Source organism: Citrobacter sp. MGH103, assembly GCF_001034475.2.
In the GTDB taxonomy this organism is placed as follows: Bacteria; Pseudomonadota; Gammaproteobacteria; order Enterobacterales; family Enterobacteriaceae; genus Citrobacter; species Citrobacter freundii.
This window is the reverse complement of sequence record NZ_CP073043.1, coordinates 688277-700061: the sequence shown is the minus strand read 5'-3', so window position 1 is coordinate 700061 and position 11785 is coordinate 688277. Positions and strand designations below refer to the sequence as shown.

18 protein-coding genes are annotated in these 11785 nt (G+C 55.0%); 1 reads left to right on the top strand and 17 read right to left on the bottom strand.

The features are described 5' to 3' along the window. Positions 1 to 52: 52 nt before the first annotated feature. The 8 genes from SK33_RS03405 to SK33_RS03370 all read right to left on the bottom strand — a co-directional run bounded on the left by SK33_RS03405 (position 53) and on the right by SK33_RS03370 (position 6856). Positions 53 to 571 (bottom strand): phage major tail tube protein, encoded by a 519-nt coding sequence (locus SK33_RS03405; RefSeq protein ID WP_041327772.1) that lies wholly within the window; start codon positions 569 to 571, stop codon positions 53 to 55. A gap of 12 nt (positions 572 to 583) precedes the next feature. Next, a complete protein-coding gene (locus SK33_RS03400) occupies positions 584 to 1777 on the bottom strand; it encodes a phage tail sheath protein (protein ID WP_048218619.1) in 1194 nt (397 codons plus the stop codon). A gap of 136 nt (positions 1778 to 1913) precedes the next feature. Further along, on the bottom strand, positions 1914 to 2492 hold the full coding sequence (locus SK33_RS03395) for a tail fiber assembly protein (protein ID WP_048218620.1): 579 nt from the start codon (positions 2490 to 2492) through the stop codon (positions 1914 to 1916). After that, positions 2492 to 4420: a phage tail protein gene (locus SK33_RS03390; RefSeq protein WP_048218621.1), complete on the bottom strand. Its 1929-nt coding sequence runs from the start codon at positions 4418 to 4420 to the stop codon at positions 2492 to 2494. The genes SK33_RS03395 and SK33_RS03390 overlap by 1 nt, the downstream gene beginning before the upstream one ends. A gap of 10 nt (positions 4421 to 4430) precedes the next feature. Continuing rightward, positions 4431 to 4961 (bottom strand): phage tail protein I, encoded by a 531-nt coding sequence (locus SK33_RS03385; protein ID WP_048218622.1) that lies wholly within the window; start codon positions 4959 to 4961, stop codon positions 4431 to 4433. Then, complete coding sequence (locus tag SK33_RS03380) at positions 4954 to 5862, bottom strand: baseplate assembly protein (RefSeq protein ID WP_048218624.1); 909 nt, start codon at positions 5860 to 5862, stop codon at positions 4954 to 4956. Before SK33_RS03380 ends, SK33_RS03385 begins: the two co-directional genes overlap by 8 nt. 5 nt (positions 5863 to 5867) lie before the next feature. Beyond that, complete coding sequence (locus tag SK33_RS03375; RefSeq protein WP_048218626.1) at positions 5868 to 6218, bottom strand: GPW/gp25 family protein; 351 nt, start codon at positions 6216 to 6218, stop codon at positions 5868 to 5870. Next, the gene (locus SK33_RS03370; protein WP_048218628.1) at positions 6215 to 6856 is read right to left on the bottom strand and encodes a phage baseplate assembly protein V; all 642 of its coding nucleotides are present in this window, start codon (positions 6854 to 6856) and stop codon (positions 6215 to 6217) included. The genes SK33_RS03375 and SK33_RS03370 overlap by 4 nt, the downstream gene beginning before the upstream one ends. 256 nt (positions 6857 to 7112) lie before the next feature. Between SK33_RS03370 and SK33_RS03365 the strand changes: the two genes are divergently transcribed. Further along, a complete protein-coding gene (locus SK33_RS03365) occupies positions 7113 to 7967 on the top strand; it encodes a hypothetical protein (RefSeq protein ID WP_048218629.1) in 855 nt (284 codons plus the stop codon). Positions 7968 to 8079: 112 nt separating this feature from the next. Here the strand turns inward: SK33_RS03365 and SK33_RS03360 are convergent, their stop codons facing one another. From SK33_RS03360 to SK33_RS03325, 9 genes are all read right to left on the bottom strand, one after another. Beyond that, positions 8080 to 8535, bottom strand: a complete 456-nt coding sequence (locus SK33_RS03360; protein ID WP_048218630.1) for a phage virion morphogenesis protein — start codon at positions 8533 to 8535, stop codon at positions 8080 to 8082. Continuing rightward, positions 8528 to 8995, bottom strand: coding sequence for a phage tail protein (locus SK33_RS03355; RefSeq protein WP_048218631.1), 468 nt, complete (start codon positions 8993 to 8995; stop codon positions 8528 to 8530). The genes SK33_RS03360 and SK33_RS03355 overlap by 8 nt, the downstream gene beginning before the upstream one ends. Then, positions 8958 to 9203: an Rz1-like lysis system protein LysC gene (lysC, locus tag SK33_RS03350; RefSeq protein WP_247751720.1), complete on the bottom strand. Its 246-nt coding sequence runs from the start codon at positions 9201 to 9203 to the stop codon at positions 8958 to 8960. The genes SK33_RS03355 and lysC overlap by 38 nt, the downstream gene beginning before the upstream one ends. After that, positions 9091 to 9516 carry an Rz-like lysis system protein LysB gene (gene lysB / locus SK33_RS26365; protein WP_048218633.1) on the bottom strand — a complete coding sequence of 142 codons (426 nt, stop codon included), beginning with the start codon at positions 9514 to 9516 and terminating at the stop codon, positions 9091 to 9093. Before lysB ends, lysC begins: the two co-directional genes overlap by 113 nt. Next, positions 9513 to 10022, bottom strand: a complete 510-nt coding sequence (locus SK33_RS03345) for a lysozyme (protein WP_048218634.1) — start codon at positions 10020 to 10022, stop codon at positions 9513 to 9515. The genes lysB and SK33_RS03345 overlap by 4 nt, the downstream gene beginning before the upstream one ends. Next, a complete protein-coding gene (locus tag SK33_RS03340; protein ID WP_016153631.1) occupies positions 10006 to 10227 on the bottom strand; it encodes an HP1 family phage holin in 222 nt (73 codons plus the stop codon). Before SK33_RS03340 ends, SK33_RS03345 begins: the two co-directional genes overlap by 17 nt. Continuing rightward, positions 10218 to 10421 (bottom strand): tail protein X, encoded by a 204-nt coding sequence (locus tag SK33_RS03335; RefSeq protein ID WP_048218635.1) that lies wholly within the window; start codon positions 10419 to 10421, stop codon positions 10218 to 10220. Before SK33_RS03335 ends, SK33_RS03340 begins: the two co-directional genes overlap by 10 nt. After that, positions 10421 to 10927, bottom strand: a complete 507-nt coding sequence (locus SK33_RS03330) for a head completion/stabilization protein (protein WP_048218636.1) — start codon at positions 10925 to 10927, stop codon at positions 10421 to 10423. Before SK33_RS03330 ends, SK33_RS03335 begins: the two co-directional genes overlap by 1 nt. A 99-nt stretch (positions 10928 to 11026) precedes the next feature. Next, on the bottom strand, positions 11027 to 11785 hold the full coding sequence (locus tag SK33_RS03325) for a phage terminase small subunit (protein WP_048218638.1): 759 nt from the start codon (positions 11783 to 11785) through the stop codon (positions 11027 to 11029).

Sequence of the window (11785 nt, the reverse complement as noted above, 5' to 3'; positions counted from 1 at the left end):
GGTATTCTCATCAGGAAAAGTGACCGGCCAGCCTCACTGACCGGGTAAGGGATTACAGGCCAATCGCCCGGCGGTGCTCCGCCAGACGGTCGACGCCGTCGACTTTCAGCACCATGTTAACGACGTCAATCTCGATGACTTCGCGGCCATCAATCGTGAGCTGGTAATAGGCGCACTCGGTCGACATTTTGGTCGTGCCGCTTTCACCCTGCTTGTTCTCACCGCCGTCATACTCTTTGTGACGGCCACGCATCACCACCTCGACGGCAGAAATCGCGCCGGTGTCATCACGCTGGAAAGAGCCGGTAAAGCGCAGCGGCACACTGTCAGCCCCCGGCGAGGCATACTGCGCCCACAGCTCAACGTCGGGCAGACCGCCGAGCGTCCACTCCAGCGACAGCGCGTCGTCATCCAGGCCGAGGTCAATCGACACCGCGCCCGGCATTCCGCCACCGCGATATTTCTCCAGCTTGCGGGTCAGCTTTGGCAGGGTGACGGACTCAACGACGCCCATATAGCTGAGGCCATCGTTGAACATATTCAGATATTTAAGTTTGCGGGGTAACGCCATGCGCTGAGCTCCTTAGCTGTTGACCGAGTCCGACAGGTTCGCCAGATAGGTATCGGTGATGCGCTGGCGCAGGGTCAGGTTCTCCAGCGGCGGGACGGGGGTGTAGTCGTAATCGATATACAGCTTCCCGACTTTCAGGGTCGCGGTCTCGTTTGACTCCGGGTCATACCAGCAGGAGCCGTCAACGATATACCCGTTATTTTTCAGCTCGCGGAATTTGGCATTGATACCCGATACGATGTCGCGAATGAGGGTCGGGGTGATGGGTTTATCCATCGCCCACGCATGCGCCTCCGCCATCGTGTCGGCCAGTACCTGCGCGGTGCGGGTGTAGTTCTCATACAGGAAAAGCGGGTCATCTGAGCAGGTGCGGTTTCCCCAGAATTTGAAACCGTCATTGCGAATAAGCGTGGTAACACCGGCTTTGTTAAGCAGGTTGGCGTCGGTCGCGGGCACCTGCAAATCCCATGATACCGAGGCACTGACGCCGGTGACGCCATTCACGCCAACGTTTGACAGGGTTTTATGCCAGCCGACGGTCTGGTCAATTTTGGCACGCAGACCGAGCGCGCGCGCCGTTGCCCAGGCTGTCGCAGTCTCATTCGTCGTGGTGTCCCATGCCAGAAAATCCGGGAAGATAACCATCAGCTCACGCTGGCTGAAATTCTCGCGGTAGTTAATGGCATCAGAAATGGTTTTACAGCCCCACGCACTGACATAGCCAAAGGCACGCAGGCTCTGGCAGGTGGACGCGAGGGCCGTCGCCACTTCCTGTGAGTCCAGACCCGGCACACCGAGAATGCGCGGCTTCACGCCGGTGACGGTCTGCGCCGTCAGCAGCGCTTTCAGGCCGGTGTATTTACCGTTTTCGTCGGTCGTGCCGATGATGTTGGAAATGGTTTGTTTCTTCCCGGCCTCCGGGTCATCCGGGTCTTCTGCGCCTTCGGCCACGCGCACGGCCACAATGACCGGCTTACACTGGTCAGCGATGGCCTGCAGGGACGTCGACAGCGTCCCCTTTTTGCCCGCCTTGCCAATGGCACTTTGTACGTTGGTAATGAGCACCGGCTCATTGAGGGGAAATGTCTTGTCGTCAGCATCACTGGCCGTGCAGACCATGCCAATGATGGCCGTTGAGACGGTGGAAATGGTACGCACGCCATCGTTAATCTCGATGACCTCTACGCCATGATGAAAATCACTCATCCGTTTAACTCCGTGGTTAAGGGTGAGTGTATTTTCTGTTGTGTGATGATGACGGGCTATTTGTCAGGGTTGGATAAGGTCTGACACAACCGGGGAGCAGGAAAGCGCGGGCAACCGCCCGCCTGAGTGATGCCGGTTATGCGGGCAGTTCCGGCCATGTGATATCGGGGGCATCTTCGGGTTTGACCCTGTTGAGCATGACGCGATACTTTTTCCATGCGAGTAAACGCGCGGCTTCGTCTTCCGTTGCCATATCCATATCAACAGCATCCTGAAGGGGAGCGATGGTCGATGTTGCAATCATCAGCAGGTTTGCTTTTTCCTGCGCCGCCTGTCCCTGACGAAATGTTTTTTCCGCTTCGGCATCGTGGATCCACTTAGCGCCATCCCATTTTACATACTCCCCGTCGGGTGCAACCGACACAACGTTATCAGGCAGAGCGCCCAGCTTTTCAATAACAGCGGGCTGACCGGTGCTGATGTCATAGACGGTTGTCCCGCGGTGGTCTTCCACCCGAGACCATTTATTAGCCTGAGCATCGAAAACAGCCACAAAACCCGCCGTCACTTTTGGGGGCGCAATATCGGTGCTGTATGCAGGCAAGCCCGTATTAGCAGGAATAAATCCATCACCCTGACCGATAAATTCATTCGTGGCAGATGACAGGTTGTAAATCGTAATAACCCGGTTGGTGCTGGTCATTTTAAAAGCCATTATGCAAGCCTCACTAAATAATTAAATGCGGTGTTTTTTACGGTGTTTTCAGCCTGACCCGAGGGCGAAACGGTCACGCCGTGACTGTGCGCACCAATGTAGACAGAGTGGGCATGCGCCCCGATCCCCACAACGTGATCATGCGCGCCAATGCCGACGGCGTGAGCGTGGTCGCCGACGCCACCAACAGCCCCCCAGTTTGTCCTGTCAGAGCCGGTATTGGACATGGCAACAACATCCCCCGCCTGACCGAACTGCGTTCGCCCGGAAATCGGGTGGTTGTGTGCGCCCGCGCCGGTTGTGGATTTTGTGCCATAGTCAAAGACCGATACCGGTTTGGTTCCGTAGTCAAATCCGGTGGTGTCCCGGTTTCCGAGGTCGGTACTTGCGACCGTTGCGCCGTGGTCGTGCCACTTAATGCCGTCCAGCTCCTGAGACAGGACCGCACGGCCATCAGGCCTGCCCTTTATCGTCTGGCCGCGCATATCTGGAATAACGCCAGAGGGATACGCCACAGCCAGCAACGGATAGACTGATTTATCAAAAGGTTGCCCCTGCATTAAGGCGTGAGCGGGCGGAACGGTATCGGATGGCCACGGAATCGGCGCGCCGACAGGGTATGATACTGGTGGCGGATTTGCCGTATTGAAATCCCGTCGCCAGCCCGGTAAATAATCATCCCCATGATTGACATAAGTGAACTGCGCATTTGTCACCCCCGCCGTTGCGGTTGTAGGTGTCGTGACACGAAGGGTCATCGCGCCACGCACGCCCATAACCTCAACAACCGCACCGGCTAGCTGGATATTCCCACACCCTGTATCGGTAATAGTTCTGTTATCACCGTAAGACCATGACCCTTTGCACATCCAGTACGGATGATTAAGCACACCTTGCTGCTCCAGCCAGGCGATAAACTCCGCAGTCGTCCAGTCACCGCCCCCGCCAATGCTTACCGTGCCACTGAAAGCCCGCGCTCCGCCGATGTTGCGCACGAATACATCTTTTTCGGGGATATCCCTGCCGTTCTGCTCTTTAGCCAGTCGCTTATCTGCGTTGTCGTTAGCGTTCTTGACCGCTTTCGGTGTCGCGGCGAGCGCCTCAGACGTGCTGTCGGTGGCGCTGCTGAGTTTCACCAGACCTTTCTGCGCCGTGCTCGCGTCCTGAGCCGTATATTTACCATTAGCAAGGTCATACGCCGTCTTAACCGCTTTCGGCGTCGCGGCGAGCGCCTCAGACACGCTGTCGGTGGCGCTACTGAGCTGCACCAGACCTTTCTGCGCCGTGCTCGCGTCCTGAGCCGTATATTTACCATTAGCAAGGTCATACGCCGCCTTAACTGCCTTTGGCGTCGCTGCGAGGCTCTCAGACGTGCTGTCGGTGGCGCTGCTGAGTTGCACAAAGCCTTTTTCTTTCAGCGTGGCGTCAGGATGCCTGCGGGACTGCTCATGCTCTGCCAGTTTGTCGTCAACATAATCCTGCGTCGCCATGACCGTTGTCGCGTCAATGGACAGCTCCACTGAGGCGATACTGCTGACAATAATCACCATACGACAGGTCTGCGCACGCCCCGATCCCTCCGCCAGCTCCGGCTTGTAGCTCTCCGCCATATTGGCAACGGCTATCAGCGTGCCTGCGTCATCATACAGACCCAGCTCACGCATCCAGAAGCCGCCCACCTCGGGAGGAATGACCAGCTCCGCAACGATATAGTTTTTATTTTTGTTGTCCTGGCTGATTTTATTCAGCGCATGACGCCAGACTTCATTGATGAGCTTTACCTGCCCGACGTTAGGCTCCGGCAGTGCGCCGCCGCCATCACCGACGGCCATCGCGGTAAGGTTCACTTTTTTACCACCCGGCACCGTCGCCGCCGCCAGTTTTGCAGCTCCGGCAGTGGTAATGATTGTTTTAAATTTCGTGCTCATTATTCCTCACTCATCCGGGATAAACCGTAATAATGTCGCCGTCATACACCACACCACCGACAAACATATGACCGGGAATGTCCTGGATAATATTCAGACCAATCAGATGACGGCTGGCAGGCTTCGCATCCGCAATCAGGCGCTCCATTTCAAAATACATTTCCTCAGTGATACCGCTTTCCAGCACACCGATATCAAGCCGGAATGTGCCGGGCGGGTCGCTGGTCTCCCACCACTCCGTGACGTTGATGACATAGCCGAGCGGCTCCACCACCCGACGAACAGCACCGATAGTCCCTTTGTGGCAGTGAATGAAGTACGCATCACGGATGACCGCGCGCTTCGTTTCCTCCGGCCAGTTCTCATCCCAGCGGTCGACAGAAAACGCCCACGCCAGCCACGGCAGCAAATTAGCCGGGCAGGTGTCAGGGCTCCACAGACGACGCAGCGGGACGGGGGTGTTTTCGATATCCGCGCAGGCACGCGCCGCCGCCACCTCAAGCGGTGACGAGCCCACCGGCAGCAGACGGGTATCACTCATCCGAGCCCCCGATCACAATGCTGTAATCAGTGCAAAATGACGCCTGCGCACTGCTGAGCACAAGGTCAGCCACCGGCGCGGCCAGCTCAACACGCTGGACACCTTCGACATGCAGCGCGGCATAAATGGCAGACAGGCGAATATCACGCCCGAGGCGGTGCTGCGCGCTGATATAAGTTTCCAGTTTTTTCACGGCAGCGGCGCGAATAGGTTCGCTTTCTGGACCGGGATAGAGATAAAGCGAGGCGGTTATCTGGTAGTCAACAATGTCGGCTGACTGCACCGTCACACGGTCGGCGACCGGTCTGACATCTTCGGCGTTAAGCGCGTTACGGACAACAGTGAGCAGTTCATCAGAGGCGACGCCGTTGTTTTCCCGCGACAGCACAGAAATCGTCACACAGGCGGGTGACGGGCTGGTCACTGAGATATCCGCGACCCGCCCGTCGGCGCTGCGGCCATGAAACTGATAAGCGCCGACAGAGCCGGCCACGCTCATTCCTTCAAACGCCTGCTGAATACGCAGACGGTAATCGGTGTCCGATTCCATAACGGCAGGTGTGGGCGGTAGCGTGGACTCATCTGCAGGCGTGATAACAAGACGCCCGACGCTGAAATTTGCGCCGATATTATCGAGGTCATTACCGGCGGCATACGCCAGCATGACCGCGCGCGCCGATTCATTCACGCGCTGACGCCAGATAACCTCCCGGTAAGCGTTCTCCTGCAGTAACTTAACAATCGGCTCCGATTCGAGCGTCAGCGTGCGCGCGACCGCCTCCTGCTGTTCCCCGGGATACAGTGAGACAAGCGTCGCCTTTCGCTCTGCCAGAATGGTTTCATAGTCCAGCTCATCCACCACATCAGGCGCAGCGAGCAGGCTCAGGTCAACAATAGCCATAGTGTTTAACTCAGTGGAATGGTGATAGAAAAAGGCTGGCCTGATGCCGACCGCGTGCCGGTGATATCGACATACATCACACCGTCATTCTCCCCGCGTTCAAAGGTGATGGTCGTCAGGCTGACGCGCGGCTCCCACTTCTGGATCGCGGAATAGCACGCGGCCATAATCTGCAGGCGTAGCGCCGGGGTCTGCGGCTGGTCAATAAGCGCCGACAGCAGCGAGCCGTATTCACGACGCATCACACGCGAGCCAACCGGCGTGACCAGAATGTCGCGCACGCTCTGCCTGATATGCTCAACCTCAGAAATACTGAGCCCGGTATGACGGTTCATTCCCAGATAGCTCGTCGTCATTTTGTCCCCACCGTTCTGTCATCGCCCCGCTTCACGCCGCCATGGTCGTGGTCATCCACCTGCACACCGTTTGATTTAAACGTGCCGCCGCCGTGCTCGATGTTGCCGCTCATCTTCCCGCCCTTTTGCACCTCAAGCGTGGCCGTGGTCAGTTTGTTGGTGCAGACCACCTCGGGGGTATCGAGCGTGATGCGGGTGGACGCTTTGACCATTACCAGCGGCACCGTTGCGGTAATGGCGTCCGACGCTGTGACGTCAGCAGTTTTAATACCACTCACCGTGAGCGCCCCACTCTCGGGTTCGTACTCGATAACCGCCCCGTCAGGAAAGGAAACGTGAAAGGCATCAGGGGAGGCCGACGGCGCAGGATGGTCATCCGAGAAAATACCGGGCAGCACAAAGGCGGTATCGAGCTCGCCACCAATGGCAAGAATAAGCACCTGCTCGCCAACTGAGGGAGCCCACCAGACCCGCGAGCGACCGGCGCGGCAGGTCAGCCAGTTTAGCCAGGTGGTTTGCATGCCGCCGGTCTGGACACGACAAAGCCCCTCATCGGGATTGACTGCAGTCACAATGCCGGTGCGGATAAGGTTTCGGATCGCGCGGGCGATATCCTGAATGGAATTTAACGTATTCATAGGTAAAGGATGCCGCCGGGCAAGGCCAGCGGCAATCGGGCGGAGTTTTGTGAGGGAGGACACAACAAGAAGCATCCCATAATACTTCAAAAACAAACCTACTGATTACTTATTGAAATACCTTTAGTTCACTTGCGTAACAATCAATAGCTTAGATCTTTTAGATACCCTCATGAAAAAGTAAAAATAGATCGATATTTCACCTTCACTTTACTATCATACCTTTACTTACTATTTTTATATTTTGGATACTATTATGACGCCTAAAGAAAGTTGTGAGATTGAGATATCTAGATTTTTTAAAAGGTATTTTACATTTACCTCATCTCCTGATCCTGACGATTTATACAATTTACTTTGTTCACTTTGCAGCTCTTTTGAAAAGTATGAAATCGCAACGAGCAAGAAAATCGGAAAAGATAACAAGCGATATCTTTCATTAAAAGCATTGCGTAATTTCTATTTACATCACTCAGAACTACTAAATTCCTCAAAAGGAATAAAATCATCTGACATGGGTAATGTACGCGCGGAAGTGAGCCTCTTATGTCTATTACCGCTAGAAATAATTGAGCGCATTATAAACGACACAAAACAAGAACAAACAAAAAAATACATTCGCGAGACATTCATTTTTTACAATAACTACGTGGACATATACCCTGCAATTTTTAACTTTGCAGTTGATCTTTATTTTTTAGCAAGCGAAGCTAACCTGGACATTTCAGGCGACAGTTACACTGAAATGACCACATCTATCAACTATGAAAAACAAAATAATTTCCCTCACTATATAACAGGAAAAATCATACCACTTACTGGTATCTCAGCTAATGATTATATTGACAAACACATTATCGACATGGAAAAAAGACTAAAAGAGGAAAGAGGATTCACATTAAGCACAGTAAGGCATTCTAAATTAGAAAACACGCCGCTGGAACAATTCAAATCATTAAGCAACGCTGACAAGAAATTCATATATAAAGATTTAATTGCAACTAAAGCCATTGATATTCACGATGACCACCTCGGAAAACACTTCACGGAAAACAGACCCCTCACACCAATTGAAAAACTTGTTTTACATAGCTTTTTAACCAGAAAGTAACCATATTAAGAGGGCAAGTAGCAAACTTGCCCCTTCTGTCTGTAAAATTAGGTTACTTACCAACTATTATTTTCATTAGCCAGCAATTTTAACTTACATTATTGTAATAGGTTCAAAAATTATTTATCAGGTTAACAAGAACCAGTACCTCAACAAGCTGTTTATCATTCTGGCTAAATCCGAGTAACTGGCGCTCCGGGTATTGCACGTCCTGAGCATGAGGGTTTGGCCGGTCTTTAAGTCCGTATTGATGAATCTGCGCTATACGCTGCACTTTGCCGGTAAACTCCACCACAGCTGCATCATTGCGGCCACTGGCTTTCATATAGCGACTCGTTCGCAGCTTCTGAAACATCGCCCGTTTTATCCTCCCTTTTTTCGCCCTGAGCGGCTGGCGTTTTCGCGCCTGGTACGGCGTGCCATCCGGCGCTTTTTGTTGCCTGATACGTTGCTGCTGCGCGGCGCGCAGTTGTTTCGCTATCTCTGCGGTCAGCCTGCGCCGCGACGCCGGTGACAATGCCCCGATAAGCCCCGCAAGTTTGTCGTCAAAAGACTTAAATTCACTCATCCCATTTACTCACCAGCTCACCATTGATATAGAGCTCGGTCGGTCGTGTAACAGGCTCCGGCAGTGGCGGCTCAGGTGCATAGCTGACGTGTAACGCGCCGTTTTCCTCCCGGACAAGGGTGCGCTCAGTCAGTTGCAGGCTGATACTGATATCAACATTGTCCCCGTCGTTTAAGTCCATCTGGAATCGATAGCCCTTTTTGCGCCCCTCATCAAGCGTGCATATATCCGGCTGGTGTTCTCGCAGCCATGCCACCACCGGCACGAAAATCAGGTCGGGGTCGCCGACAAAATCACAGACGATCACATTCAGCGTGTATTTCTTTTCATGGGACAGAGAAGCCGCGAGACGCGCATCGATATTCCCCTCATCGGCAAAGATACGCATCATCTCGGGGTTATTCAGGAGCTGCGGGACGGCGTCATTCAGCGCTTTGCGCAGGCTTTTCATTTTCTGCATCGATTTTATCCTGACAGTCTTTGATGGTTTCGACCTTAATCGCACAGGCGGTGAGCGCATGCTCAAGCCTGCGAATATCTGTACTCAGATCACCGTTAGTGACGGGCTCGCTTCCCGGCATCGGGCAGAGGCTCACCTTCGGGCAGGCGTTGTAAACAACGGGCGGCGGAGGCGCAGCCGGTTCGGATGTGCAACCGGCGCACAGCATCAGGCAACTTATCGCTGTACCAGCTGCGTAACGTCTCGTTTTCATTCATCAGCCTCGTTATGGTTTCTTCCCGCTTAACCGCCTGCTCACCGACAACGGCCAGCTCATCGCCGAGCCTGACCTGCGCATCTTCATTCGCCCTGCCGATTCGCTGCGATATGGCAAGCTGATTTTTCAGCATGCCAATCGTCATCTTTTGCTCACTTGCAACGCGGTTCGCTTTCTCAAAAGACCGGGATAAGTTCGCGTTATCGTGGCGCAGCCACAGCACCACGGCGAGCAACCCTGCCAGCAGGATCATCAGCACTTTCATTGCATCCCCTTTACGCAGTAAGCCCGCTCCCGTGCACGGCGGTTCTCCAGCCCTTTATTTTTTGTGCCGTTGACATACACCCAGCGGGTGAGTTGGTCGCACGCCTGCCACCACTGGTGACGCTTGATAAACGAGACCAGCGTCGACCGACAGGCCGCACCGGTTCCGATGTTAAACGCAAAACTGACCAGCGAGTCATAGACGCGCGGTGGCATATCCACCGGCACACAGACCGCGAGCTGTTGCTCGACGTTGAGCACATCGGCAACGAGATTCTCCGCCGCGCGCTGTTCGGTAATATCCCCTTTCGGGACCACCCCGGCAGTGTGGCCGATGCCCGACGTCCACACTCCCGCGCTGCACTGGTAAGGTGTCAGGCGACATCCTTCGAGGTCGGCAATCATTGCCAGCCCCTCGAGCGAGGTGTTAAGCAGACGAAAGTCAGGCACCAGTGCCGCCAGCGCCAGCACGGCGGCCACACTGCATCGTTTAATGATTGAGCTCACGGGCAGCCTCCTTATCGAGTCCGAGTGAGGTCAGGTAGCGGTAGGTTTTGCGCTTAAACCAGTAATTCGTCAGCGCGGTAAAAATGGCACAGGCACTCCCCACATAGAGCGCCAGCTTTTCAGGGGACATTGCCCCGAAATACGCCAGCCCCACGGCCAGCCAGTAAGCGATAAACGTCGTGATTTTTTCCACACTCAGTCCCATAAATTCACCGTTTCGGTTTTCGGGGCGCTGTCGGTTTCGGGCAGTTCGATTGTCGTGCCGTGCGGCAGAATAACGCCCAGCTCTGACAGACCCGGATTCGCCTGCAGCACCGTTTCAACGACGCCCTCAGTGCGCCCGTAATACCTGGCGCAAATCGCATCGAGGGTGTCACCCTGCATCGCCCGGACCTTCATCAGATTTGACCGACAATACAGCGCGGCTTGTCCTGAATACGCGCCACAGACCAGCGCATATCCCGCCACAGTTCATCGATAACCGCCTCGGTACTTTCCGCTTTGCGGTCGCCTTTCGCCGTCGCATCGATGCCGCGATAACGCTCAAACAGCGTGGCGCTGGTCATGGCACAGACGGCGCGGAAATAGTGGAAACAGCGCACGCTTTCGCCATCGATATCATCGGCAGGCACATCAGCCAGCGTGTCATGCCCCGCGGCCATTTGCTCAACCCGCCACAGGGCAAGCTCCGCGTTGGTTTCAGCCATACCGACTTTAATCGCATCATTCAGGCGCAGCGCGGAAACGGTCTGCTCCAGACGCATCAGCTCGCGCACACGCTTCGGATCCACATCCGGAAAAAAGAAGGTGTTTTTTATTACCAGCTCACTCACGCCCGGTGGCGGAATGACCACGCCCGGCACGTCCTGCGGCTCTTTCTTTGGCTCAATAATCACTGTCGTCATGACAACCTCGGGTAATGGGTGGGCGGTGGACGCCGGTCGCAGTCAGGGCAATCAATACCCGCATTGACCAGCGTGCCGCCCGGCTCGGGGAGCGTTCTGTTAACCGGCGACTTTTCTCGGGCGTCCCCGCCCTCGTTTCACCGGTGAATCTTGTTTTTTCGCGGGTACCTTTTTCGCGGCTTTCGACGCTGTTTTTTTGACGGCGACCGGTTTCGGGTTCAGCTCACGAGTGAGGGTCTCAATGTCTTTTCTTACCCCAGAGTGGGTATCGAGCTGTAAGGCGCGTTGCAGGTACGCCAGTGCATCAGGAAGCTGACCGACATCACGCAGGGTCAGACCGGTGACCTTATGCAGTCGGGCGCGCACTTCGTCAGGCATATCGGCCTCAGCAGTCAGCCCGATAACGTAAAGGAGTTGTGTGGCGTCGACCGACTCTCCTGCAATACGGGCGCGGGTTGCCGCGAGTGCGACCTCTTCGGCCAGCATGTAAGGTGTGGTGCGGGAATGGTTTTCCGGCATCGACAGACCGAAACGCAGCGCATAGCGCGCAATCTCGATAGCGCCGGTGATATCCCCCGCATCCAGACGCCAGAGCATCACCGTCATCAGAATGTCATCCTGTGCGCCGGTGCCGCTTTCCAGTACGCCAGCGACCCACGGCAGGTACATCGGGAGTAATTCGCGTTTTTTATCCGCTTTACGTTCTTTAGAGCGAATTGCTGATAGCGTCCGGCGGTCTGCGGCCAGCTTGACGAGCATTTGCTCGTAAGGTGAGGCATGACGCAGCGGGGCGTTATCCCGCTGCGATGCCCTGATAGCCGAGACCCGCATCGCGTGACGCTGTGCGGGGGTTGCCAT